21 protein-coding genes and 1 tRNA gene are annotated in these 25,890 nt (G+C 56.1%); 9 read left to right on the top strand and 13 right to left on the bottom strand.

The window, feature by feature from the left end; translation table 11 throughout:
• Positions 1–65: 65 nt before the first annotated feature.
• Positions 66–1,577, top strand: a complete 1,512-nt coding sequence (gene tilS, locus ADN00_RS12345; protein ID WP_075063297.1) for a tRNA lysidine(34) synthetase TilS — start codon at positions 66–68, stop codon at positions 1,575–1,577.
• Here tilS and ADN00_RS12340 read toward each other — a convergent pair.
• The 4 genes from ADN00_RS12340 to ADN00_RS12325 all read right to left on the bottom strand — a co-directional run bounded on the left by ADN00_RS12340 (position 1,550) and on the right by ADN00_RS12325 (position 6,702).
• Positions 1,550–2,473 (bottom strand): tyrosine-type recombinase/integrase, encoded by a 924-nt coding sequence (locus ADN00_RS12340; RefSeq protein ID WP_075063296.1) that lies wholly within the window; start codon positions 2,471–2,473, stop codon positions 1,550–1,552. The genes tilS and ADN00_RS12340 overlap by 28 nt on opposite strands.
• 147 nt (positions 2,474–2,620) lie before the next feature.
• Positions 2,621–3,655, bottom strand: coding sequence for an LCP family protein (locus ADN00_RS12335; RefSeq protein WP_075063295.1), 1,035 nt, complete (start codon positions 3,653–3,655; stop codon positions 2,621–2,623).
• Between the two features lie 57 nt (positions 3,656–3,712).
• Positions 3,713–4,399: a LysM peptidoglycan-binding domain-containing protein gene (locus ADN00_RS12330; RefSeq protein WP_075063294.1), complete on the bottom strand. Its 687-nt coding sequence runs from the start codon at positions 4,397–4,399 to the stop codon at positions 3,713–3,715.
• Positions 4,396–6,702, bottom strand: coding sequence for a sensor histidine kinase (locus ADN00_RS12325; RefSeq protein WP_075063293.1), 2,307 nt, complete (start codon positions 6,700–6,702; stop codon positions 4,396–4,398). The genes ADN00_RS12330 and ADN00_RS12325 overlap by 4 nt, the downstream gene beginning before the upstream one ends.
• 192 nt (positions 6,703–6,894) lie before the next feature.
• Between ADN00_RS12325 and ADN00_RS12320 the strand changes: the two genes are divergently transcribed.
• Together ADN00_RS12320 and ADN00_RS12315 are read left to right on the top strand one after the other, a co-directional pair.
• Positions 6,895–6,978 (top strand) — tRNA-Leu (locus ADN00_RS12320).
• A gap of 126 nt (positions 6,979–7,104) precedes the next feature.
• Positions 7,105–7,488 carry a septum formation initiator family protein gene (locus ADN00_RS12315; RefSeq protein WP_075063292.1) on the top strand — a complete coding sequence of 128 codons (384 nt, stop codon included), beginning with the start codon at positions 7,105–7,107 and terminating at the stop codon, positions 7,486–7,488.
• Between the two features lie 74 nt (positions 7,489–7,562).
• Here ADN00_RS12315 and ADN00_RS12310 read toward each other — a convergent pair whose 3' ends face one another.
• The 4 genes from ADN00_RS12310 to ADN00_RS12295 form a co-directional block, all read right to left on the bottom strand.
• Positions 7,563–8,222 carry an HAD family hydrolase gene (locus ADN00_RS12310; RefSeq protein WP_075063291.1) on the bottom strand — a complete coding sequence of 220 codons (660 nt, stop codon included), beginning with the start codon at positions 8,220–8,222 and terminating at the stop codon, positions 7,563–7,565.
• Between the two features lie 91 nt (positions 8,223–8,313).
• Positions 8,314–12,141: a GAF domain-containing protein gene (locus tag ADN00_RS12305; protein WP_075063290.1), complete on the bottom strand. Its 3,828-nt coding sequence runs from the start codon at positions 12,139–12,141 to the stop codon at positions 8,314–8,316.
• Complete coding sequence (locus ADN00_RS12300; protein ID WP_075063289.1) at positions 12,141–12,572, bottom strand: ATP-binding protein; 432 nt, start codon at positions 12,570–12,572, stop codon at positions 12,141–12,143. Before ADN00_RS12300 ends, ADN00_RS12305 begins: the two co-directional genes overlap by 1 nt.
• 3 nt (positions 12,573–12,575) lie before the next feature.
• A complete protein-coding gene (locus ADN00_RS12295; protein ID WP_075063288.1) occupies positions 12,576–12,911 on the bottom strand; it encodes an STAS domain-containing protein in 336 nt (111 codons plus the stop codon).
• Between the two features lie 247 nt (positions 12,912–13,158).
• Here ADN00_RS12295 and ADN00_RS12290 point away from each other — a divergent pair, with 247 nt between their 5' ends.
• The 6 genes from ADN00_RS12290 (at position 13,159) to ADN00_RS12265 (ending at position 20,286) form a co-directional block, all read left to right on the top strand.
• Positions 13,159–14,028, top strand: coding sequence for a substrate-binding domain-containing protein (locus ADN00_RS12290; protein WP_152966340.1), 870 nt, complete (start codon positions 13,159–13,161; stop codon positions 14,026–14,028).
• 3 nt (positions 14,029–14,031) lie between these two features.
• Entirely contained in the window at positions 14,032–14,733 is a 702-nt protein-coding gene (locus ADN00_RS12285; protein ID WP_075063287.1) for an ABC transporter permease, read from the top strand.
• A gap of 12 nt (positions 14,734–14,745) precedes the next feature.
• On the top strand, positions 14,746–15,828 hold the full coding sequence (locus ADN00_RS12280) for an ABC transporter ATP-binding protein (RefSeq protein ID WP_075063286.1): 1,083 nt from the start codon (positions 14,746–14,748) through the stop codon (positions 15,826–15,828).
• A 235-nt stretch (positions 15,829–16,063) separates the two neighbouring features.
• Positions 16,064–18,916: a cation-translocating P-type ATPase gene (locus ADN00_RS12275; RefSeq protein WP_075063285.1), complete on the top strand. Its 2,853-nt coding sequence runs from the start codon at positions 16,064–16,066 to the stop codon at positions 18,914–18,916.
• A gap of 33 nt (positions 18,917–18,949) precedes the next feature.
• A complete protein-coding gene (locus tag ADN00_RS12270; RefSeq protein ID WP_075063284.1) occupies positions 18,950–19,597 on the top strand; it encodes a potassium channel family protein in 648 nt (215 codons plus the stop codon).
• A 17-nt stretch (positions 19,598–19,614) separates the two neighbouring features.
• Complete coding sequence (locus tag ADN00_RS12265) at positions 19,615–20,286, top strand: potassium channel family protein (RefSeq protein WP_075063283.1); 672 nt, start codon at positions 19,615–19,617, stop codon at positions 20,284–20,286.
• A gap of 51 nt (positions 20,287–20,337) precedes the next feature.
• On the opposite strand, the gene ADN00_RS12260 is transcribed toward ADN00_RS12265, so the two are convergent.
• The 5 genes from ADN00_RS12260 to ADN00_RS12240 form a co-directional block, all read right to left on the bottom strand.
• Entirely contained in the window at positions 20,338–21,315 is a 978-nt protein-coding gene (locus tag ADN00_RS12260) for a 2-hydroxyacid dehydrogenase (RefSeq protein WP_075063282.1), read from the bottom strand.
• 32 nt (positions 21,316–21,347) lie between these two features.
• Positions 21,348–22,850, bottom strand: coding sequence for a phytoene desaturase family protein (locus tag ADN00_RS12255; RefSeq protein WP_075063281.1), 1,503 nt, complete (start codon positions 22,848–22,850; stop codon positions 21,348–21,350).
• Between the two features lie 159 nt (positions 22,851–23,009).
• The gene (locus ADN00_RS12250) at positions 23,010–23,951 is read right to left on the bottom strand and encodes an SDR family oxidoreductase (RefSeq protein WP_075063280.1); all 942 of its coding nucleotides are present in this window, start codon (positions 23,949–23,951) and stop codon (positions 23,010–23,012) included.
• Positions 23,952–24,003: 52 nt separating this feature from the next.
• Positions 24,004–24,693: a TetR/AcrR family transcriptional regulator gene (locus ADN00_RS12245; RefSeq protein ID WP_075063279.1), complete on the bottom strand. Its 690-nt coding sequence runs from the start codon at positions 24,691–24,693 to the stop codon at positions 24,004–24,006.
• Between the two features lie 86 nt (positions 24,694–24,779).
• Entirely contained in the window at positions 24,780–25,844 is a 1,065-nt protein-coding gene (locus tag ADN00_RS12240; RefSeq protein WP_075063278.1) for an NADH:flavin oxidoreductase/NADH oxidase, read from the bottom strand.
• Positions 25,845–25,890 lie beyond the last annotated feature (46 nt).

The raw sequence follows: 25,890 nt of genomic DNA, 5'->3' as shown, positions 1-25,890 counted from the left end.
GAAAATCATTTTCTATAAGCGATTCGGTAGAATGGGAATAGAAATTTGTGCCAGCGTGCTGATGAATGAAAGCCATTGCGGATGAGGGCGCTGGCAGGGGCGTGAATGGCAAGGTTCGCGATTATAATTTCAGTATGGGTTTAGAACAGCTTGAAATCATTCTCGAACAGCGCTGCCTTTTGAGCCGCGCGCAGCCTCTGGTGGTCGGCTTTTCTGGCGGCGCGGATTCGACCTGCCTGCTGCTGGCACTGTTGGAGCTGGGGTACCCGGTGATCGCCGCGCATTTTAACCATCATCTGCGAGAAAGCGCCGCCCACGACGCGCAGAAGGCAGCCGAGCTGGCGCAGGCTGCCGGGGCGGTCTTCTGGCTGGGTGAAGCGGATGTGGGGCGGATGGCTCGCGAGCAATCTCTTTCCATTGAAGAGGGAGCCCGTAAAGCTCGCTACACCTTTTTATTTGAATGTGCGCGCAAGGCCGGCGCGCAAGCGGTGGCGGTGGGGCATCACGCCGACGACCAGGTGGAGACGGTCTTAATGAATTTTATGCGGGGGGCAGGACCAGACGGCCTGGCGGGAATGGCTTATCGGGTGGTGCTGCCGGAGTGGGACGAAACGATTCCGGTGGTGCGGCCGCTGCTGGCTGCCTGGCGCAGCGAAATTGAAGCCTTTTGCTCTGAGAGAGGTGTGGAACCCGTGGAGGACCCAACCAACCGCGATGTGATCTACACCCGCAACCGGGTGCGCTGGGATCTGCTGCCCTTCCTGGAAAAATTGAACCCGTCCGCGCGCGAGGCGATTTGGCGGACGGCGGATATTCTGCAGGCTGATAATGCCGATCTGGAAGAAGCCGATGAGGCAGCCTGGAAGGAAGCGAACATTATCAGCGGAGAGGGGTTGGTCGTGTTGGATTGGCCGGTTCTGGCGGGATTTTCGCTGGGAAGGCAGCGCCGCATAATCCGGCGTGCGCTGAAGAAACTGCGACCAGGATTGAAAGATATTGATTATGCGGCGATTGAGCGCGCGGTTGGTTTCTTACGCCAGCCAACGCGCAGCCGGACGATGGATTTGATCGCTGGGATTGAGCTGCGCTTGGAAGGCAGCCAGTTAATTCTCTGCACCGCAGAAAGCGTGCTGCCGGACAGCGGGCTGCGCCTGCCAGCCGGAGAGGCAGCGCGCCCCCTGTCGGTTCCGGGTGAGGTCGCGCTGGAGGGTGGCGCGTACCTGCGCAGCGCGTGGCGCGACCCCGGTACTGGGAGCGCGCGCCCGGCGTCGGAGCTGGAGGCGTGGTTTGATGGCGACGCGCTGCAACTGCCCCTGTTGGTGCGGACGCGCTTGCCCGGAGACCGGCTGCAGCCATTTGGCATGGGAGGGCAGAGTCAGAAGCTCTCCGACCTGATGGTGAATGAAAAAATAGCGGCCCGCTTGCGAGGGCGCTGGCCGCTGGTTTGCACGCAAGATCAAATTGTGTGGGTGCCGGGTGTGCGCCGCTCGCAATGCGCGCAGGTTACCGCGAAGAGCAAGCGGATTCTGCACCTGTGGATTGAGGCCGATCAGTCTTGTAAGGCTTCCTCGGGTTGATCACCGGCCAGGCGGCGCAGTTTCATGCTGACTTCACGCCACTGCACTTTTGAGATACCTAATTTCTGCCGAATTTTGTCATACTCCGTGCCAGAGGTCCAATCGCGTAGGGCACAGGTCCAGCGGCACATATCAAAAGAGAGATGCTTGGACAGGCCGGCGTTATTGCCGATCTCTTCCAGCAGGTATTCGAGACGGCGCGGTGACCAGGGGAAGATCTGTCCGCTGGGCTGGTATTGGGCGAGGTATTCCTGATAGGCGTCTACCCAATCGGGGGTCAGCGAAATTTTGCGCTCTTTATAGCGGCTGGAAGGGTTGGCATAGCGAATAAAGAGAATGGCCGTCTCCGGGGCTTCCAGATCGACGTGGTTGAGATGAATGCCCAGACACTCACCTTTTTTAATGCCAGTGGAAAGCAGCAGCGTGAGTAACGTATAGGGGCGCGCATCCGGCTTGCGGGACTGGCGCATTTTCAATGCCGCTTCGACAACGCTCAACTCCTCTTCGGGGGTGAGGACTTCTGGCAGGGGGCTGATGACCGAATGCTGGACGACCTTTTCAGCCGGATCGACAACCATCACGCCATTTTGCTGGAGCCAGCGGAAAAAGGACTTAATAGAGGTGATGCGGCGGGAAAGGCTTTTTGGGCTGCAGGGCACTCCACGACCAGCTTCGAGCCATTTGAGGAAATGATTGATTTCGGTGGTGGTGGTGCTACCTACCGTCGCGTCTGGGGGAAGGAAGGAGGCCAGCAACTGCAAGTCGCCCTTAAACGCTTTAATGGTGTATGGAGAGCGTCCCTGGTCCATCAGGAACATTTCCCAGGAGTTGATGGCCGGCAAGAGCGGCGTGCTGGAGGTAATATGAGAAGCAGCGAATTTTCGGTCGGATGGCATAATCGCTCCCTGTGTTTCGTATAGTCTTACCCTGTCATTAGTGTACCCAAATTCCCTGGCGGTGTCAAATATGATTTTCCAGACAGGGGCAAAAAAACGTGGCAGGTTGGTCTGCCACGTTTCAGGTTCTCTGGAAATGAGTAGCGATCAGGGTTCGAAGATGGCCTGTTTGAGCACCGCTCCAATAGCTTCATCATTGGGCAGCAGCACGGCCGCGCCGCTTTCTGGAACGATGTACGAACTAACCTGCTGAGGACCGATGTAAAAGCGGCGAATGGCATCTTTTTCCAAAAGGATGGGAGCCATTGGCGCCAGAGAGACTACCGTGTCCAGGTTGATGTTGGTCTCTACACTGCTTTGGTAGATGTTGTAGAGCTCTGGAATGCGTGAGATGGCATTCAGACTGATCAGCTTGGCAAAGAGGGCGTAGATCACTTCCTGTTCGCGGCGAGTACGGTCAAAGTCTGAGGTGGAGTAGCGCGAGCGAACGTACCAGAGGGCGGTTTTACCGTCCATATAAACCGTACCGGGGCCGACCGAGCAGTAGCCGTCATACGATGCCTGCGGCAAATCGCACTTGTCGGTCAGATTATAGTAGGCATTCACATTGATACCGCCGACGTTGTTGATGATGCTGACAAAGCCATCAAAATTGGTCATGATGTAATAATCGGGCCGCACGCCAAAATTCAGCTCAAGCGTTTGCGCCATCAGGTCAAAGCCACCGTAAGCATGTGCCACATTGAGCCGGTTCTGCCCAACGCCGGGGATGGAGACATACAGGTCACGCGGGAAGGAGACGATATTGGCCGTATTCTCTTTGGGGTTAAGGGCGATGAGCATGATTACATCGGTGCGAAAACCGCCGCCGTAACGCCAGTCAGAGCCAAGTAAGAGGATCAATTTTTGGCCTTCAGGGCGCTTCAGTCCGGTCCACCAGTAACGCACTTCGGGTGTGGACGTGAATTCCGGGGTGGGCGTGGCGGGAGCCAGCGTGGGAGTCGCCGTCGCCGGGAGCGGTTGGAACGGGGTGGGCGTGGTTGTGGCATTGGGATTGGGGGTGGCGAAAACATAGCTGATGGGTTTCGCGACAATCCCGCCCTGGGTGGCCAACGGCATGGCGCAGGAGGCCAGCAGAAAAGAGATACAAGCCAATAAAGTAAGTTTTTTCATGATGATCATAATTGTTTGCTAATGTCCATTTCTCATAATGTAAACCGCTGTCTGGAGAATGGTGGGTTATGGATACGGCGGGAGGGTTGGTTTCTTATCCTCATCATCATCCTCTTCAACCGGTGTGGCGCTGGGTAGAGGGGTGCGAGTGGCTACGTTGGGAACATAGAGGACTTGCCCTGGGCGGATAATTTGTGTGTTTCCAAGGCAGTTCGCGGTTTGCAGTTCTTGAACGCTGATCCCGAAATTATAACCAATCCGGAATAGATTGTCGTTCAATCGCACCGTATAGGTGATCCAGCCTGCTGGCGCTCCACAGCCGGGTGTGGCGGTGGGATTAATGGTAGCTGACGGAGTGAGCGTCGCGGGGACGCGCGGCAGGTACAGCTCGGTGTTCGGCAAGATCTGGTCACTGATCAGACAATTGGCGGCGCGGATTTGTTCTTTGGTGATGGCGAAGCGGGCTGCCAGCTCTTCGATGGTATCTCCACTTTGGGTTTCATATTTCTGCCAGCCTTCGGGCGGCAAACAGGCTATGGTTGGCGTGAGGGTGGGAGGAGGCTGTTTGGTGGGGGTGCGGGTTGGCAGTGGTATGTAGGCGGGAGCCGGTTGAGTCGGTTCAGGGCTGGACTCCAGCGTCGCTGTTGAAAATACGGCGCTTTCAGCAAAGGCGGCTGAAAACGCGCCTATCACCAATCCAAGTGATACGCATGCCACTAGAAAACCCGCTACAACTTGCTGAACAATTTTCATAACTCGCCGGTTGGTTTCAGTGGAGAGATTTCGGGTTCAGGATTGAAGGGCATCAGAACATAAAAGGTCGTGCTGATGTTAGGCTGGCTTTCTACCCAAATTCTTCCGGAATTGGCCTCAACGAGGGTTTTGGCGATGGCCAGGCCCGCCCCGTTTTCTCCTACCCCTTCGATTTCGGAAGACTCACCATTCAAAGGACGGTTAAATACACGCGAAAGTTCCCGCGCAGGGATACCCCCGCCAAAATCGGTGATCTGGATCAAAAGCGAAGGGCGTTCGACTTGTGACTCCACGCGCGCTGACAGGTTAATATTGCCTTCCTGGCGAGAAACAAGAACCGCGTTTTTGAGCAGGTTGATCACTACCTGTCGAAAAGCATTCGGGTCGGTATGGAGCGGGGGCATCTCCAGCGGAAGGTCGACCCGCAGATTAAGGTTTTTCTCGCGCAGGTGCGGACGCATTTCCATCACAGCCTCGTCGATCAGGTCAGTGATATCAACTGTCGCGAAAGGCGCAGCCCCCTGGACTGGTGTGTGGGTTTCAAGCAAATCTTTCATCTGAGCCGTGGCTGTGCGAATGCGCTCCAGGAAATTTTGCTGCAGGGCGCTGAGCGCGCCGGTAGTTTCGGAGAGCAGCAGGTCGGTATAGCCAATGATGGAGGTTAGAACCTGGCTCAATTTTTCCAGTTGGTGGGCCGGCAGCGCCCCGCCAGAGGGCTGCTCCAACTGCTGGTGCTGCAGGTCTTCGATGGTGGATTGAGCAATGCTGAGGCGGTCTTTTAGCTCGGCTATTTGCTGCAAAGAGCGTTCGTCCAGGTTGGCAGCGGCAGTGGCCTGAAGCTGCTGCACCTGAGTTTGCAGGTCTTGATTCTCCAGTCTCAACTCTGCGATTAATGACTGCGATTCGTTGTGCAAGGCCAGTAAATCTTCCATTTGCGCGCTGGACGGCGATGACAGACCTTCGGATTGATTGGCAGCCTTTTCGGCCTGGATCTGTTCCAGCTCTGCTTTCAAGCGGTTAACCTCTTCCAGCCAGTTTTGCTGGCTGTTGGTTTGACTGGTGATTGATTCTGTGCGCTGAATGAGGTGTGCGATGCCCTCCACGGCGGTGAGCAGATAGCTTTGATCCTCGGCGCTCCAATCGCGCTTTGAATAGATGGACAGCAGGGCAATGCCGCCGAGGGCTTTTTCAGGGGTGTTAATGGGAATGAATAAGAGCGAGTGAATTTGAGCAAGGCCAAGCGCCTGGTTGAGGGTTGTCAGGTCTAGATTGGTGTGGGAGGTTGGGTCGAGGGTGATGCTGCGTCCGCGCTGCAGAGCATTGGTGATGGCGGGCAGGCTGCTCTGTTCCAGAATGTAATTGGTTTGAATGGCTTCATCGCGGATCAGGTCCCAGCCGGATTGGATGACCAGATCGCGGGTGGCGGGAGAAGGAACGATGAAGAGACATAAATCGGACAGCATGCTCTGCGCCACGGCATGGGTGAGCGCCGGGTACACTTTTTGCGGATTTTCTTCCACGGCTACCTGCAGCCAGGCATAAAACGCGCGCGGCTCGGCGTTGTAGCGCCGTCGCTCTACGAAACCGTTGATTTGTTGCGCAGGTTGGAGGGCGGGAGATGAGGGCTGTTCCGCGGATTGCAGGATCAACGCCAGTCCGGGCAGGAGGGGAAAGGCGCAAATGGCGGCAATGCGAATTGCCGGCGCAAAATCGCCTTCGGGCGGCATCCAGCCCAGATGATAGGCGCTGCCCGCGATGGAAAGCAGCAGCATGGCCAGGGGCAGGCCCCAGCCTGCAGGCCGGCCAATAGCCAGGGCTACGATCCCGATGATGGCCATCAGCAGCAGAAAGGCGTTCCAGCCAATATCAAACAGCGAGAGGTTAAAGGGAGTCAGAGGACTCTGTGCGTTCCAGGCCGTGAAGGTGAAGAGTGCCAGCAAGAGGATCACCAGGTTCAGCACAGCGTGAATCACATCGGGGACGCGGCGCGGTAGCGGAAATACCCACATCCAGATGATCCAGGTCAGGCTCAAGGCGGAGAGAATCCGGTCCAGCGGGGGAAGGATGGAACGGGAGTTTAATACACCCTGCCAGATCAGACCTGAGGTTATGAAAAGCAAGATTTGACCTGCCAGCAAAACACCCAAACCGGCCAGCAGGCGCGTTTTTATTGCGCGGGGTCCGCGGGCGGTGATGGTTACCTGGAGCGCCGCGGCAATCGAGAACACCAGGATGAGGTGATAGATCAGGCTGCCCGGTGCAGAGGTTAGAATTTCAAAGACTTGCTGGATGAATGTATTCATGCTGTCTTCTCTCTCGTGTAAACTTGTTTCATTATAGCATGGTCATAAGATTTGGCAGAATGGTTGCAAGAGCCGTTCCCGGCTGGATGGCCGGAACAAAGCGAAATTTGAGAAAAATATTGAAATTCGATGAGCAAACAGGTTGACAAATTTGAAAGTTAAGCGATAAAATACTGACTATCAATGAGGTATGCCGAAGTGGCGGAATTGGCAGACGCGCTACGTTCAGGGCGTAGTGGGATTACTCTCGTGAGGGTTCAAATCCCTCCTTCGGCACAAAAATCCTTGCGCAGGCAAGGATTTTTTCTTTTGACAAAGGTGTCCCCCTGGCTGCGAAACACAGGGGATGAGGATAGGGGCGTGAGTCTTGAATCCTGCGAGGGGATACGGTAAGATAACAGCATGGAAAAGCGCAGATTCCCGATTGAAAAACGGCAGCTCCTTCTGGGAGGGTTGATTTTGCTGTTCATCGTCCTGATTGCAGACCTGAATTCGCGGCTAATGGAATTGGACCGGCTGAATCAGGAACGCAATCGAATGGCCACGCGCTACTACTGGGTAACCAGCACCGAAGCAGTCTTAAAGACTCAAATTGCCTACGCTCAATCGGACGCGGCGGTGGAGGAATGGGCCAGAGAAGAAGGACACATGATGAAAGAAGGCGATGTGGTGATTGTGCCGATGGTGCCCAAAGATGCCACCGAGCAGCCCGAGATTATCCCCACCGCCACACCCCAGGTGGTGGAAGAGATTGACGCCTGGCGGGCAATCTTTTTTGGCGATTGAACGCGTGTAGAAACAATAGATGAAAAGACGGCCCTTGTCAAAAGGGCCGTCTTTTTTGGGTATGGACTTTCAGTTTAATTGGCGATCACGCGGGATGTGAACTCTTCTACGGTGAGGTGTGATAGGTCTGGAACGATAATGGTGGCGCCTTGCAAGCGGTTAGCTGGGTGGTTGGTTTCCACCGCGATGCAGCGCATGCCAGCCCGCTGCGCACCCTGCACGCCCACCGGCGCGTCTTCGATAATTACGCAGCGCTGGGGCGGAACATGGACAGATTGGGCGACTTGCAAATAGATATCGGGATTCGGCTTGGGGGGCAGTTCGCCGCCGGAGTTCATAATATCAAAATAACTTTGAATGCCGGTGGTGGCGGTGATGAGGTTGATGTTCTCAATGGGGGAGGAAGAGGCGATACCCTGGGCAAACCCCCAGGCCTGAAAGCGTTGAAGCCAGTCTAACACGCCTGGCAGCAAGGCAACGTTCCCCGGCACTAGAGAGAGAAAAATGCTGATTAATTCGCTGTCCATCTGATCCACTTCTTGCGGGGTGGCGGTGGGAATGACGTCGCGAACGATGCTTTTGTTGTTGCGCCCGAATTGGGAGATAAAGACGTCCCATTCATACGGATAGCCGCGGGCAGCAAAAACCTGTTTGAGCGCCGTGTAATGAAGTTTGGCCGATTGGACGATCACGCCGTCCATATCCCAGATGATGGCCCATTTATCCTGTTGCATAGCACCTGCCTTAACATTAAAGATTGAACGTGTTTATTCTACCCCATGCCGCCGCGGAAAGGGGAAAAGATTTTGTGAAAAAAGTTTGGGATCAGGGTTTGCGGCGCAGCGCCAGCAGGGTGATGTCGTCGCTGGGGGGCTGGCCTTCGCGGAAGTTCTGCAAGGCGTGATCAATTTTGTTGAGCACCTGGCTGGCAGAACGGCCAATGGCATGGGCAAGCACCTGGCAAAGGTTGTCAACGCCAAATTGTTGGCTGTCTGGCGAGAAGGATTCGGTAACGCCATCGGTATAGAGAAGCAGGCAGTCGTCTGGCTCGAGTTGAATTTCAAGGTTCTCTTCGGTTGTGTTTTCCATCACACCGAGCGCCAGCCGGCCTTTCGGCAGCACTTCCACCTGGCCAGACGCGGCGCGCATCACCAGCGGAAGATTATGCCCGGCGTTGCAGAGGGTTAGGATGCCCGACAGCGGATTGAGAATGGCGTAGATGGCAGTTACAAACATGCCGTTTTGAGCGTCGAGGAGGAGCAGGTTGTTGACTTTCTCAAGGACAGCCGCAGGCGAAGACTCGTTGAGCGCGTTGGCGCGAATGAGGGTGCGGGCGACCGTCATGTAGAGCGCGGCCCCCATGCCTTTATCGGACACGTCGGCGATTACCAGTCCCAAACGCCCGTCTGGGAGTTTGAAGACGTCGTAAAAGTCGCCGCCAACCTGGCGGGCGGTTTGCCAGCGCGTATCCAACTCCCAGCCGTTGAATTCAGGGATAAAGGTGGGCAGGAAGGATTCCTGGATTTGCCGGGCGAGTTGAAATTCGCGCTGCATGCGCTCGCGCTCCAGGTTCTCACGGTTGAGACGGTCGTTCTGGATGGCGAGGGCGATCTGCTGTGCCACCCCCTGGACCAGCTCGAAGCGGCGTTCGCGGAAAGAGGGCGCGATGCCGGTGTCTTTGGCAAGGAAAACCCCGTACGTTTCGCCTTTGTTGCCCAACGGGCAGGCCACCAACCAGGCAGTGGACGAACGGTTGATTTCATCATGCTGGTCTTGTAATGGCTGAGCAGGAGCGGATTTCCAATCTGCCAGAGAAGAGCTGTTTTGCGGCAGGGGTGCAGCCCAAACCTGGCCGGTGGAGATAACCTGATCGAGCAGCGCAAAGCGGCCGGGGTGGTAAGAAGTCTGGTTGAGGCTCGTCTCCAGGGCGCGGTTGGAGGCATGCGCGCGCGCCGGGTATAGGCGCTGCGCGTTGGGGTCTTTCAGGTAAATGGCGCACGAATCTATGCCGACCAGAATGGGCATGAGATGGACAATCGTGTCGAGGATTTCTTCCAGGTCGGTCAGGGTGGCAACGGTCTGGGCTACCTGCAGCATGACCGCGGTGATGTAGCCTTCTTCCTGGCGGGTTTCCAGCAGCAGCAGGTTTTCCAGGGATATGGAGGCCTGGCGGGATATGCCTTTTAAGATGGAATAAATTTGCGGGTTGAACGCCTGGCGCACGCCGGTTTTGGAGGTGTCCTGGTGAACCACCAGGTACGCGCCTAAAACTTCCTCTCTGACCTGCAAGGGCAGCATGAGAATGGTGTCGCAGGTGGGGTTGTAGGCAATGGAAGCGAGGTTTAATTCCGATGCCGGATTTTGAATGAAGACAGTGGTATTCAGCTCGCGCAGCTGCTTAAAAGCGGACGCGGTTTCTTCCTGGAAATTTTTTTGAAGGGCGTCGAGATCGATGCCGTAACCGGCCTTCAAAACAAAGGTCTGACGGCTTTTTTCCCATTGGAAGAGGGCGCACTGGCGCACGCCCACCAGCAGAGGGGTGAGACGGGCGGTCGTGGCGAGCAAGTCCTCCACGCTGTTGGCCGCCTGACAGGCTTCGGCTACCTGGAGCATGACCGTGGAAAGCCAGGCTTGCTCTTGCGAGGCGGCGTAAAGCCGCTGGTTTTGGATGGCGACGGCCGCATAGCTGGCAAAAGTCTCAACCATTGAAAGAGCTTCTCCACCGTAGCGGCCGGGGGTGGGGTGCGCCAGAGAAAGAACGCCGAGCGGCTGGTCTCCAATGTGAAGCGGGGCCGCGATGGATGAATAATCGCGCGGGTAGCGGTTGGCTAATCCCAATGGGCCGAAAGGATCACTGGGCTGGCGGATGATCGGGCCGGTTTCGCGGCTGGCGTGCTGCATCCACAAAGAGGCTTCGGATGACTGCTCGATGATGCGGCCGATGGCGGACGAGTCCACGCACTTGGCTGCGGCCAGCTTCAATGTGCGGATTGTGTCGGGTCCCTGCTCGTAAAGCCAGATTGCCGAAGCTTCACAGGGCAAGTTGCGGTCCAATTCATCGAGAATGGTCTGCAAGAGCTGGTCGAGGGCTGTGTTCGAGGAGAGCAGACCGGCTACATCGCGAAAGCTGTCGGCTACCTGGCGGCGCCATTGCTCGCCCAAATAGAGCGATGCGTTGCGCAGCGCGGTGGCGATTGAGGCGGCCAGGGCTTCAAACAGCGGCAGATCACCGGTGTTGAAGGCGTTCAACTGGTCGCTTTGAATATCCAGCACGCCTAAAATCTCGTCGCCAAAAATCAACGGCAGGGTCAGCTCGGAGCAGGTGTTGTCGTGCATGTGCTCCAGCGGACGGTAGCGCGGATCGGTGGTAACGTCATTGATTAGAGCCGGTTTGCCCTCGCGCGCCACCCAGGGGATGATGCCTTGAGGATCGTCCAGAGGATATGTGATCTCCTGCTGCTGCATGAACTGGCTGCGCGCGCCTGTGCCGGTGCGGTAGATCACCAGGCGGCGCCCATTGTGAACGCTGAAAATATGGATGTAGGGAAACCCGAAATGCTTTTGAATCAGTTCGGCCACTTTGCGGGGCAGCTCGTCTCTTTGTAAAATGGATGCCAGAGCGGTGCTGACTTCGATAACCGCGGAGAGCTGGTCAAAACGATGTTGGAGGTCCTGATACAGATGCGTGCCTTCGACGGCTAAAGCGATGTTGTCGGCCAGCGAGCGCAGCACCAGGCGGTCCATCTGGTGGAATGCGTTCTTGTGGTTGCTCTGCACGTCCAATACGCCCAGCACACGGTTCTCTACTTTGATGGGAATGGCAATTTCGGACTGCGTGTCTGGCAGGCAGTTGGCGGGGCGGTAGAGTTCATCCTGATTGACATCGGGGGCATAATGCTCGCGACCAATGCTGGCGACTGCCCCAACCAGACCCTCACCCAGCCGAATAGAGTCGAGAAAGATGGTATCGGCATCACACAGGGGATTAACACTGGCGTAGGCACGGAATTGGAGAAACTCTTGATCGGGTTCCAGGGTAAAGACAGAAACCAGGTAATAATTGAAGGTCTTTTGGATGAGTGAGGTAACGCGGGTGCAAAGCTCGTCCAGGTCGAGCAGGTTGGCGATTTGCGCGCTGACCGAACGCACCAGGTTTAATTGCTCGAAACGCCAGTTTTTGATCGCCGTGTTGCGCGTAACCTGCATGGATACCGCCGCGTGACGGGCAATGCGTTCGATGAGTTCAATCTCTTCAAGGGAAAAAGCCGGATCTGAGTCTCGATGTACTTCGAGGACCCCTAAAAGCATGTCTTGTGAAATGAGGGGGTACGCGATGGATAAAAATGAAGTTGAGGAATCGATTGGCTGGGGTTGATCCTGGCTGGGTGTTTGACCGAAAGGTATAGCCTGGTTAGAAGCCGCCTGAACGAGGGGGGCGGCGTGGGTGGAAATTTGGCATTCAGGTTCAGGTTCGCCGGGAAGCGGGTAAAAGGCGGGCGAAAGCCAGATTTGCGCCGATGCATTCAGGCGGGCGCGAACAGCATCACAGATAAGATCGCATTGTTCAACGGGGCGCGCATGTTTGAGCAGTTCTTCACCGAGATGAAGCAGCTGCTTCCAATCAGTGTCTTCCACCAGCGGAGAGGCCGGCATCAGCCTGGTTTCTCCTTCATTTTGACCATGGTGAGGATGTTGCCAACGCCTTCGACAAAATCGAAGCGCACGTCATCCATCATCTGACGCATAAAATACAACCCCAAGCCGTGATCTGTGCGCTCGTCCAATGGAACTTCCAGGTTGGGGGCGGCAATGGCCGATGGGTCAAATGGTTTCCCCTGATCTTTGAGGATAATAATAAGGCGGTCGGGCAGCACGCAGCATTCGCATTGGATTTCGCCCAAATCTTCGGCTCCGTAGGCGTGCTCGATGATGTTCGAGCAGGCCTCATCGACGGCGGTCTCTACCGCGTAGATGGTGCAGTCATCCAACCCGGTTTTTTGGGCTGCTTCCCGCACAAAGGATGAGATCAATCGAAGGCTGGAAAAGCGGCCTGGGTATGCCGCGTGAAAGCACTGTTCAGACAAGGGTTAGAAGCTTCCTACGGCGTCAATGACCGTGTCTTTAATGGTGAAAAGGCTGGTGAACCCGGCCAGGTCGAGTGCCGAATATACATTTTGGGGCACAGCAGTGAGCATCACTTCACCCCGGTTGTAGCGCTTGCAGTTCTTTTGCGCGTTGATCAAGACGCGCAAACCGGCGCTGGAGATGAATTCCAATTTGCTAAAATCCAAAATGATGCGAAAATGCCCGGCGTCGGTTAACGCGTTGATGGCATCGGCTAACTGTGGGGCGGTAGCGCTGTCTACGCGGCCGGCGACTTCGATCAGGTCGCAATGCTTGTAGGATTTGGTTTCAATATTCATGGGTCATCCTCCAGTACAGGTGAGTTACATCATAGTTTAATGATTATATCATGAGGAGGGAAGCGGATAAAACCGCTAATTGCAATTGGGGGATATTCCAAGAACAACCCCGGCTGTTTTTTTGCGGTGGGCATTCTATAAGCTGCGGGTGAAAATGGCATAAGGCGGAGGTGATTTCTGTCATCTTGTTGCCTGAAAAGAAGAATATATAATTGATATGATACAAATATACAAGAAGGGTAACGCCATGATAAAGAAATTTATCTCAGTTTTGCTTATTTTGATGATGGTTTATGCGGCGGGCTGCAATGCGGTGGTACCTACGGAAGCGGCAGCCCCAGCGACAGAAAATTCGGAATTAATTCTGGCCACGACAACCAGCACACGCGATTCGGGCTTGCTGGACACGCTGCTGCCCATGTTCCAGGAGCAAACTGGCTACCAGGTGAAAATGGTGGCGGTGGGCACCGGCCAGGCGCTGCAAATGGGGCAAGAGGGCAACGCAGATGTTCTGCTGGTTCACGCGCCGGCTTCTGAGAAGGAATTCATGCAGAACGGGTTTGGCCAGCGACGTGATCTGGTGATGCATAACGATTTTGTAATGGTTGGCCCGGTGGATGACCCGGCTGGCATCAAAGGTTTGGCAACCGCGGCGGAAGCCATGGCAAAAATTGCTTCGAGCAAGGCTGTGTTTGTCTCACGCGGCGATGATTCGGGCACGCATAAAATGGAACTGAACCTGTGGAACAAAGCGGGTGTGGAACCGGCTGGTCAATGGTATCTGGAGACAGGCCAGGGCATGGGGGAAACGTTGCGGGTTGCTTCAGAAAAAATCGGATATACTATAACCGATCGAGCGACCTACCTGGCCCAGCGCGACACCCTGGAGCTTGAAATTTTGGTCGAGGGTGATGCCAGTCTTCTAAACATTTACAGTGTGATCGTGGTCAATACTGAAAAATGGCCTGAGATCAATGAGGATGGCGCGAATGCGTTCGCGGATTTCTTGACCGCTGAGGACACACAGAAAGCCATCGCGGAATTTGGTGTAAAGGATTTCGGCCAGCCGCTGTTCTTCCCGGACGCGGGAAAAGACGAGGCCAGCCTGGGGCAATAATCCATGGAACTTATCTGGCAGGGTGTTTTGGAAGCGATCCGGTTGTTATTCAGCGGTGATGCTGAAGTCTTTGAAATTACTCTGCTTTCGTTAAAGATCTCTGGAATTGCCACCGGTATCAGTTTGCTGATTGGACTGCCCCTGGGCACGCTACTTGCCTTGGGGCAGTTTCCGTCTCGCAAGTTCTGGATCAGCCTGATCAATACTGGCATGGCGCTGCCACCAGTGGTGGTGGGGTTGGGCGTCTCGATTTTATTGTGGCGCAGCGGCCCGCTTGGGGATTTGCGCTGGATGTATACCACCCAGGCAATCATTATCGCGCAGATCATCATTGCCGCGCCGGTGGTTACCGGTTTAACGGTGGCGGCCTTGCAGCAGTTGGATTTACGCCTGCAGTTTCAACTGCTGGGGCTGGGAGCCTCGCGGTGGCAGATGGTTCTGATGTTGTGGCGCGAGGCGCGCCTGCCGCTGCTGGCGGCGTTGATGGCTGGTTTTGGCAGCGTGATCTCGGAGGTGGGGGCTTCGATGATGGTGGGTGGTAATTTGCGCTATCAGACGCGCGTGCTGACCACGGCGATTGTTTTGGAAACCAGCAAAGGGAATTTTGCCCTGGCTATTGCTTTGAGCCTTCTGCTGCTGGCACTGGCTTACGCGGTGAATCTGGTGCTGACCTCCATCCAACAAAGCAGATCCAACCGGCGGTAAAGGGTAGACCTTATGACGGATTCCATTTTACGGGTAGAAGAAATTATCGTTCGTAGAGGGGGGCAAATAGCCCTGGATGCGCCGGCGCTGGACGTGCTGGACGGCGAAACCCTGGCGCTGATTGGCCCCAATGGCGCTGGTAAAAGCACGCTGCTGATGGTGCTTGCGAAATTGATCGAGCCAGATAAAGGAAAGTTGATTTTTCGGGGTGAGACGGTTACGCGCGAGAACGCGCTGGCTTACCGCCGGCGGATTGGGATTGTGATGCAGGATGCACTGCTGCTGGATACCAGCGTGGAAGAAAACGTGGCTTCTGGTCTGCGCTTTCGCGGCACGCCCCAGCAGGTGATTCACCAACGGGTGGAGCACTGGCTGGAACGGTTGGGTATTATAGGGTTGAGGAAGCGGCGCGCGCGAGGGCTTTCGGGGGGAGAGGCGCAGCGCGCCAGCCTGGCGCGTGCCCTGGCGTTGGAACCCGATGTTCTATTTCTGGATGAGCCATTCAGCGCGCTGGACGCGCCCACCCGCGAGCGGCTGCTGGCTGACTTTTATGGGCTGTTGAAAGAAACCAGCATGACTACCATATTTGTTACCCACGACCGGGATGAAGCGCTGTTGCTGGGAGACCGGGTGGCTGTGCTGCTCGACGCGCATATCCGCCAGATTGGCAAGCCTAATCAGGTGTTCGCGGTGCCAACTGACCCCCAGATCGCGCGCTTTGTTGGGGTTGAAACGGTGATTGAGGGTGAGGTTGTGGGGGAGAAAGAAGGCCTGGCACAGGTGAAAACCAACGGCTTTGTGCTGGAAGCGGTTGGCGAGGTGCGCGTAGGGCAGGCGGTGCTGTTGTGCCTGCGCCCCGAAGATGTAACCTTGTGGCACGAATCGCATGCCAGTCCATCGAGCGCGCGCAATACGCTGCCCGGCCGCGTGCTGCAAGCCACACCGCAGGGTCCGCTGGAGCGGGTGGTGGTGGATTGCGGGTTCCCGGTGGTGGCGCTCATCACGCGCGCGTCCGCGCGGGAAATGCAAATTGAGAAGGGATTACCGGTATCGATTAGTTTTAAGGCCAGCGCGGTGCACCTGATTGCGCGGTGAGGGCCGCTTTGAAAATTTTAGGGGGAGAAACGCAATCAAACCTTGTGCACCCCTTTTTATTTTAATGAGTTCCATCTATGATATTTGATAATAAAGGTGTATACTTTTGCCCCGCGAGATCTGTTTGACAGGGGGAACGATATGACTGTCAAATGCAACAGCCATCGTGGCCAAACTCTTCTCAATTCAATGCGTATTTGTCCTTAGTGTGTTGGATTGTGAAAAGTAACGTTGTATGAATACCCTAACAAAATCGAATATCTCTGAAGTTGTATCCAAAGTGCCTGCGTCTTCGCCTGAACAGGTTTATGCCCTGCTGCAATCCTGCCCTTCAGGTTTATCTGAAGACGAGGTTAAACGCCGGCTTGCCGAATTCGGACGGAATGAAATTCAAAAAGAAAAGGGCACGCCTCTTTACAAGAAATTTCTGGCGAATTTCACGCATCTCATGGCCATTCTGTTGTGGGTGGGTGGAGTAGTAGCTCTGATCGCCGAAATGCCTCAACTGGCAATCGCGGTGTGGATGGTGAATATCATCAACGGCGCGTTTTCCTTCTGGCAAGAATTCCGGGCGGAAAAAGCAACCGATGCCTTAAAAATGATGCTCCCTACCTATGCGCGGGTGCTGCGCGGGGCAGAAGAAACCAGAATCCCGGTCGAAGACCTTGTGCCGGGAGATGTGGTGCTGTTTGGTGAGGGAGACAAAGTTTCGGCGGACTGCCGGATTGTCCAACACGCGGACCTGCGCGTTGACCAATCCACGTTAACGGGCGAATCCCGACCCGTTTCCAAATCTTCAGAGCTGCTGTTCCGTGAGAACACCACCTACACTGAAACGCCGAATTTGCTGTTTGCCGGGACGAACGTGGTTTCTGGCACGGCGAAAACGGTGGTCGTTTCTACAGGAATGAACACTGAATTTGGGAAAATTGCCCATTTAACGCAGACGGTTGGCACTGATCTGAGCCCGTTGCAGAAGGAAATGGTCAATGTAACCAAAATGGTTACGGTGATCGCGGTGCTGATGGGTGTGTTGTTCTTCGCTATCGCGGCGCTGGTTGCGGGTATTGACCTGGCTGAAAGCTTTATCTTCGCGCTGGGCATGATTGTGGCTTTTGTGCCAGAAGGCCTGCTGCCTACGGTTACCCTGGCGCTGGCGATGGGCACGCAGCGGATGGCCAAGCGCCACGCGCTGATTAAGAAACTCTCAGCGGTCGAAACACTAGGGTGCACCACCTATATTTGTACAGATAAAACCGGCACGCTGACCCAAAATGAAATGACCGTGCGCAACATCTGGTTGCCGACCATTTCGCAGAATGGCGCGACACCTGATGCCGCTCTGCGCAGTTTACACACCACAGGGATCGGGTACGACCCGGTTGGGGAAATTCGTAATGGAAGCGCAAAACTGGACCCAATCCTAAAAATTGATCTGGACCGTGTGTTGTTGGGCGCGGCGTTGTGCTCCAATGCCAAGCTGGTAGAGCCACGCGCAGAGGACGGGAACGAAACCAAGTGGAGCATTATTGGCGATCCGACCGAAGCGGCGCTGGTTGTGGCGGCGGTAAAAGGCGGTTTGAACCTTCAAGAGATCTCGCGCGCCTACCCGCGTGTGCGCGAACTGCCGTTTGATTCGCGGCGCAAACGTATGTCTACGATCCATATGATCACAGGCCGAGGGCGCGAAAAGCAGGTTTTTGTGAAAGGCGCGCCGAAAGAAGTATTAGAGCTGTGCCAGGATGTGCGGTTCGGCGGAGAAATACTTCCGCTGACAGATCAACTGCGGGCCGCGATCATGGAAGCCAATGATAACTTTGCACGAGACGGACTGCGCGTGTTGGCTCTGGCCGAGCGCAGCCTGGATGGAGAGTTCAGCGATTGGTCTTACGAAGCGGTAGAGCAGTCACTCACCTTTTTGGGTTTGACCGCGATGATTGACCCCCCCCGGCCGGAAGTATCGGAGGCTGTGGAAAAATGTCACCGGGCGGGCATTCGCATTGTGATGATCACCGGCGATTATGGGTTGACCGCCGAGAGTATTTCGCGCAAGATTGGCATTATCAAGCAGCCAAACGCGCGGGTGATCACTGGCTTTGACCTGGAAACGATGAGCGATGATGAGTTGAAAGCCGCTCTTGATGATGAAGTGATTTTCGCGCGAGTGGCTCCGGAGCATAAGCTGCGTGTGGTGCGCAACCTTCAGGAAAAAGGTGAAATTGTGGCGGTAACCGGTGACGGTGTTAATGACGCGCCGGCACTGAAGAAGGCCGATATCGGTGTGGCAATGGGCATCACCGGCAGCGACGTGGCTAAAGAAGCCGCCGATATGATTTTGACGGATGACAATTTTGCCTCGATTGTCAACGCGGTGGAAGAAGGACGGGCTGTTTACGCCAATATAAAACGCTTTACTTCTTATATTTTCACCAGCAACACGCCGGAGGCGGTGCCTTTCATTTTGTTCGCCCTGTCGCGCACGCGTATTCCGCTGGCTTTGAATGTGATGCACATCTTGTCGGTGGACCTGGGTACGGATATTGTCCCTGCTCTGGCGCTGGGCGCCGAACCGCCGGAACCAGGTGTAATGAATAACCCGCCGCGCCGGCTCTCAGAGCATGTGATTTCCAAAGGCTTGCTGCTGCGCTCGTATTTATGGTTGGGACCGGTGCAAAGTCTGGCAACCATGGCAGGCTTCTATTATATGTACTGGACCAATGGCTATTGGGGCCAGTGGCTGGATTTACCCACCAGTGGCGCGTTGTATGAATCGGCGACAGCCATGGCACTGGGCGCGGTTGTGACCACCCAAATTGGCAACCTGCTGGCGCAGCGCACTGAAAAAGACTCAGTGTTCAAACGGCCAATGTGGAATAACAGGCTGATCTGGTTTGGTATTCTCAGTGAGCTGGTGGTGGTGGCGGCGATTGTTTACCTGCCGTTTATGCACCGTTTTATCGGCACAAACTCATTCCCGCTACAGAACTGGTTGTTCCTGTTTGCCTGGATGCCTTCGTTGCTGTTGATGGATGAGCTGCGCAAGTGGGCAGTGCGAAAATTGGATGCAAGAAAAGAAATTGCGGCTTAATTGGCGCTTGAGTGACCAACATGGAGGTGTTGGATGAAGATTTTGATCATTGGTTGTGGCCGGGTTGGCGCAAATTTATCTCATATTTTGTCGATGCGCGGGCATGATCTGACAATCGTGGATAAAGACCCGGAAGCGTTTCGTGAATTGGGAACCTGGTTCAAAGGCAAAACGTATGTGGGAATTGGGTTTGACAAGCAGCTTTTGCTGGAAGCCGGTATTGAACGCGCGGACGGCTTGGCGGCGGTTACCTTGAGTGATGAAGCCAATGTGGTGGTGGCGCGGCTGGCGCAGCAATTTTTCCGCGTACCGCGTGTGGCGGCGCGAGTTTATGATCCACGCAAAGCAGAAATTTACCGCCGGCTGGGGCTGCAGACCATTTCTCCGGTAACGATTGGCAGCCTGAGACTCGCCGAGCTGCTGTCTTTCAACCAGCTCACTCCGGTCGCAACGCTGGGATCAGGTGAGGTGGAGATAGTGCAGGCGGAGATCAACACTTTTCTGGTGGGTCACCCGGTGCGGGATCTGGTCATTGCCGGTCAGATCAAGGTGGTCTCGATTACCCGGCGGGGAAAGACTTTCCTGCCCGATCAGAGCACCGCGTTTGAAAAAGGCGATATTGTGCAGATTGCTACGACCATTTCCGCGGCTGACCGCCTGGCGAAAATGCTGGAACAGTAAGGGAGCGGAGGAACACCATGTTTGTAATGATTGTTGGCGGTGGAAATGTTGGCATGCACCTGGCTTCGTTCTTGCTGGACCAGGGATATAAAGTGAAAATTGTTGAAAACCGGCCAGAGATGATCTCTCGGCTGGAACGGAAACTGCCCAAAGAAGTGATTGTCTTTGGCAGCGGCAGCGACCCGAACGTGCTTGAGTCAGCCGATATCCGTCACGTCGATGTGATGGTGGCTGCGACCGGGCAGGATGAGACCAATCTGGTGGTTTCCAGCCTGGCAAAACTGGAATTTGGCGTGCCGCGTGTGATTGGCCGGGTGAACAACCCCCTGAACGCCTGGCTGTACACCATTGACATGGGCGTAGACGTGGCGCTGAACCAGGCGGAACTGATTGGCACGCTGGTAGCCGAACAAATGTCGTTGGGCGATATGATGACCTTGCTGCGCTTGCGCAAAGGAAAATTCTCCATCGTTGAAGAGAAAGTTGCCCCGGGCGCGCCGGCGGATGGCAAAGCTCTGAAAGATATCAAGTTCCCGAATGACTGCACCATTACCGCGGTCATCCGCGATGGCAGCCTGATTGTGCCGCATGGCGACACCATTTTGCAAACCACGGATGAGGTGCTGGCGCTGGTCAGCACTGAACAAATCCCGGTGCTGGCTGCCCTGTTGGGCAAACCTATTAAATAACGCTGATTTGCGAATCAATTGGGCTGGCAATTCCTGCCAGCCCTTTTGGTTTTAATGGGAATCATTGTAAACGTGTGGATTGACGCAGTTGGGTAAAGGCTGCTGGTTGAGACCGGCCAGGAGGTTCTCGGCTGCCATGACGGCCATCTTATCCCGCGTGGCCGTGCTGGCCGAGGCGATGTGGGGGGCAATGACGAGGTTCTCCAGGCCGAGCAGGGGATGGTCAGCCGGTAAGGGTTCGGGGTCAGTTACGTCGAGGGCGGCCGAGGCTATCTGACCGCTTTTCAGAGCGTGATACAGGGCGGCGGTATCGACCACCGCACCGCGCGCGGTGTTGACCAGAATGGCGGTGGGTTTCATCTGTTCGAAGGCGCGAGCGTTAATGAGATGATGAGTCTGCGGGGTGAGGGGCACGTGCAGCGAGATGAAGTCTGATTGGCTCAACAGAACGTCGAGGGCAACGGATTGGACTCCAGCGGGAAGATCGGAAGGATTGAAGGAAGGGTCGTAGACGAGCACGCGCATATCAAAGCCGCGGGCGCGCTGGGCTACAGCCTGTCCAATGCGGCCGAAACCGATCAGCCCGAGAGTGGCCTGGTAAAGGTCTGCGCCGAGCAGGGTTTTGGGTCCCCATGTTTTCCATTGGCCGGCGCGCACCGAGCGGTCAGCTTCAGGGACGCGGCGGGCGGCCGCCATGAGCAGGGCAAAGGCGAAATCGGCGGTGGCGTGGGTGAGCACGCCGGGCGTGTTGCCCACCGGGATGCCGCGCCGGGTGGCGGCGGCAACATCGATATTATCGAACCCGACCGCGTAATTGCTGATGACTTTTAGAGAGGGCGCGTGTTGAAGAATTTCTTCATCAATGCGGTCGCTGAGCAGGCACAGCAGCCCATCTGCAGGCTGAATGTGCTCGATCAGCTCGGCGCGGGAGGGAGGAAGTTCGCCGGGCCAAACGTCCAACTGGCACTCTCTGGCAAGCAATTCCAAACCAATATCGGGGATCTGGCGGGTTACAAATACTTTGTTCATGGTTACCTCTGCATCATCTCATCGCAAATGGACTAATCAAGCGGCTTCGTTTGAAAGGGGCGGTGGGTTTGCTTGCAAAGTTCCTGGATGATCTTTCGACCCATGACAGCCACATTTGGCAGGCCCAACCCCCCAGCCCACTGCCCCACCATATAAAAATGATCAAGACCGGGCAAGGTACGGCTGAGACCTTTTCCTTGCAGAATCTCCAGCGGAGACTGGTCAGGAACCGGCCAGGCCTGGTACCCGTGGTGACTACCCACGAAGCGTTCGGTCGTGAGCGGGGTGGCTACGTCAATCACTTCCACCTGCTGTTGAAGGCCGGGGAAGCGGTGCTGTAATTGGCTCACCACCAGTTCGGCTACCCGTTCTTTTTCGGCCTGGTACTCAGCCTGCCCATTGGCTTTGGCTGCCGCCCAGTATTCGTAAGAAGACAGGCAGGTTACCTTCACTACACTTTTACCCTGAGGAGCCATTTCGGGAGCGAAGTTGTAGAACTCCAGGTCGAGGCGGTCGGTCATTTCTCCAGCGATGCGGACTGGCTCGGGCAGCCATAAAACAAGAGCGTGAGGCTGCTGCAAGAAATCAGCAGCGACGCCCAGGGAGATATGCAGGCTCATTACCTGATTGGCAGGGGGATTCTGGTAGTACTTCTCGATCAGCGGCGTTGTAAATTTGCCGGATAACATGTTGTAGATGGTGTGGTAGCCGTCCGCGTTGGAAATAACGAAATCGGCCATGTGCTGGCTGCCATCAGAAAGCTGCACGCCCACGGCGCGATTTGAGCCGCCGTTAGAGTCAACCAGGATTTTTTCCACGGGAGAATGATAATGGATTTGACCGCCGAGATGGAGATATCGCTGCTCTAATTTGTGAGCGAACTCCAATCCGCCGCCTGCTGGAAACCCAAGGAAACGGCTGTGCACTCCGGCGAGAAACATAAGCGCAATCATGCAAGGAATATTCGGGAAATCGTATTGGATTTGGGTGAAGGCGCGGCGCAAGAAGGGATCGCTGAAACGCTGGGCAAATTGATCCAGGGTGAGGCTGGTCCATTTTTTTAGCAGGCCGATCGAAGGCAGGATTTTGAGCATTTGAATGGGGGAGGCCAGAAGCATATCCATCAGGTTGAGGCGGACAAACTGCCTGGCGGCCTGGGTGAATTCCAGAATGGGAGCTTTGTCCTGCGGCGAAAGCTCAAGTAAATGCTGCTCAAAGCGGTCAATGTTGGCGTAAACGATCATGCGGCGGCCGTTGGTGTCTTCAATGGCGATCAAGTCTTCAGGATAGTGGATTGGATGCGGCATAATCCCCAGTTCTTGCCACATGCGGTAAAGGGAGCTGCCCGGTTGGCTGCCAGCCAGGTGATGGATGCAGCCGTCAAAGGTATAACCCTTACGCTTCCATCCGGTGCAGACACCGCCAGGAATAGCATGTTGTTCAAATATTTGAGTTTTGAAGCCATTCATTTGGGCGTAAATGGCAGTCGACAATCCGCCGATACCGGCGCCGATGATAATGATGGACGTGGGCATATAGACCTCATTGGAAGCGAAAGAGAATAAAGTGATTATAGCATTTGCGTCTTGCGTTGGAGAAGAAATTTTCAGGCGTTCGAAAAGGTGAAAAGACGCCCCCGCGCCGCACAGGCGGGCAGGGGCATCATCTGAACATGAATGGTTTTGACGGCGGCGTTAATGGAGGCGTTGGCGGTACCAGTCCAGGGTCTCTTTTATAGCTTGCTCATGCGGGGTGGCAATGTCTCCGAAAGCGCGGATGAATTTACTGGCATCCACATGAAAAGGCTGAGTAAATTGGTACATCATTTCCAGCGATTCGCGGGCTTCTGGAATGAAGAGGCCGCCCAGCGACATCATGAACTTGCCCATCACGGAGAAACGCGGCGGCAGGCCGGCTTCTTTGAAGAAGAGGGAAACCAGTTCCCGCTGGGTGAGGGTGGGAGCGTTGGGTACATGCCAGATCTGGCCCAGAGCTTCATCGCGTTCGCCGAGAATGACCAGGGCTTCGCCAAAGTCAGAGATATACGTGTAGGTGTGCGGCAGGTCGAGGGCGCCGACCACTTCGGCGGGCTTGCCAAGCAGCAGCGGTTTGATGGCGCGCTCGCCGAGGGTGGATGACAGCACAGCGGGACCGTAGAAATCAGAGCCGCGCGCGATGACCACGCGCACTTTACCGGCGCGGTGGGCTTCCAGTAAAGTTTCGGACATTTGGGCGCGCACTTTCCCCTTGCGGGTATGCGCGGCGTTGGGCAGGCCTTCGTGAATCGGCTGGCCTTTCGTGTCGCCATACATATACAGGTTTTCACCGACGATTAATTTGGCTTTGGACGCGGCGGCAGCCTGAAGAATGGATGACTGGAGGGCGGGGAAATCCTGCACCCAGCGGTGATAAGCGGGCTGCGCGCACTGGTAGATAACGTTCATTCCCTGGGCTGCCTGGCGGGTAAATTCGGGGTTGTAGGCGTCGCCGGCCAGGAACTCGACCTGAGCGGGAACATCCGCCGGGCGCTTGCCGGAGCGGTTAACCATTTTGACAGTTTTTCCGCGCTTGAGAAGGGCGCGCATGACGGACTGCGCCAGCGGACCGGCGCCAAAAATGAGATGGTTCTGAGACATTTTGTTACTCCTGATGAATAGTGTAATAAGGGCGTGCGCTCGCTTTGATCTTTTAGAGAATGGTCTGGCGGACGAGGGTCTGGATGGCCGATTGGCAGAAAGCCGACGGATCGGTGATCATGGGCGGGAACTGATGGCTGATTTCCAGAAAGACCAGGCCGTGGATGGCGGACCAGACGCAAAAGGCCTGATACAGCGCGACTTCGCTGGCTGCTCCCCGCTCGGCTTGCCAGGCGGTGAACATGGCGGCCAAATCGGATGTGATGGGGGACAGGTGCGTGGTGTTCAATTTACCGGCCCGGTGGGCTGCGTCCAATTCGCCAATCAGAATGTTCAGGGCGCAGGCCGCCGCGGGCATGGTGATTTCGGCGGGGGCCACATAGCCAGCGATGGGCGTGCCGAAGATGAGATGGTAGCGCTCGGGGTGGTCGATGGCCCACTGGCGGTAGGCCGCACCCAGAGCATGCAGGCGCTGCTGGTGATCTGCGGCGGGTATGCCTTGTAGAGCGGCAGCTTGTGAATCACCGAAAGAGGTGAAGGCGTCGACAATCAGGGCGGTAACCAGCGCGTCGCGGTCGGGGTAGTAGTTGTAAATGGCCGGGGCGGTGATGCCCAGGGCGCGGGCGATGGCGCGCAGGCTGAGGGCGGGCGCGCCCGATTCGGCGATCTGCTGCCAGGCGGCGGCAAGAATCTGCTCGGATAGGTCTTGAATTTGTTCGCTGCGGCGCGGTCTGGGTGACATGTTGTGCTCCCTCTTAATATTAAACGCTGTATATTTACAATGTAAATATACAGCGTTTATAAAAAATTGTCAAGAGGGAAAATGGATTAATAAGCACGCAGATATTGCGGTGGCACCGGCGCGGGCTGTTCAAGAGCCTGAGCCGCCTGAATGGGCCAGGTGGGGTTGCGCAGAAGCTCGCGCCCCAGCAGGACGAGATCGGCTTGCCCCTGACGGATGATCTGGTCGGCGAGGCGCGGGTCGCTGATCAGCCCGACGGCGGCGGTGGGAATGCCCGCGCCGCGGCGCACGGCTTCGGCAATGGGCACCTGGTAATGCGGGGCAAATGGAATGCTGGCATTGGAGAGATTCCCGCCGGAAGAGCAGTCCACCAGGTCGACACCTTCGGATTTTAAGCGGGCAGCGAGCGCAATCGAATCGTCCACGCTCCAGCCGTTTTCATCCCAATCGGTGCCGGAGATGCGCACGGTGAAGGGCAGGCGTTCCGGCCAGACGGCGCGCATGGTTTGCACGGTCTCCAACAGAAAGCGCACGCGGTTATCGAAGCTGCCGCCATAAGCGTCCGCGCGCTGGTTGGAGAGCGGCGAATAGAAGCTGTGAATCAGATAGCCGTGCGCTGCGTGCAGCTCCAACCATTCAAAACCGGCATCCAGCGCGCGGCGGGCGGCCTGGCGAAAGAGCGCCTGGGTGGATTGAATTTCTTGAACAGACATCTCTTGCGGCGTTTGGTGGCGGGGCGAGAAAGCCAGCGGACTGGGACCGATGGTCTGCCACCAGCGCGGGTCGCCCGCGGAGATGGGCTGCCCGCCCTCCCAGGGACGGTCGGTATTGGCTTTGCGCCCGGCGTGGGCGATTTGAATGCCGGGAACCGCTCCCTGGGCTTTGATGAAGCGGGTGACTCTGGCCAGCGGCTCGATCTGCGCGTCGGACCAGATGCCGACATCGTAGGGGGTGATACGCCCGCGCGGTTCAATGGCGGTAGCTTCGGCAATCACCAGCCCCGCGCCGCCCGCGGCGCGCGCGCCAAGATGCGCCAGCAGCCAGTCATTCGCGAAGCCGTCTTGGTAGCTGTACTGGCACATGGGTGAAACGCCGATGCGGTTGCGCAGGGTGACTCCGCGCAATGGGAAGGGTTCGAAGAGGTGCGGCATGGTTTTCTCCTGAGGTAAGATACTTATTTATAGTAGAAAGGGCTTC

This window comes from Ornatilinea apprima (genome assembly GCF_001306115.1).
Lineage (GTDB): Bacteria > Chloroflexota > Anaerolineae > Anaerolineales > Anaerolineaceae > Ornatilinea > Ornatilinea apprima.
Note: the sequence above shows the minus strand (reverse complement) of the source record. Positions and strands in the feature narration are given on the sequence as shown.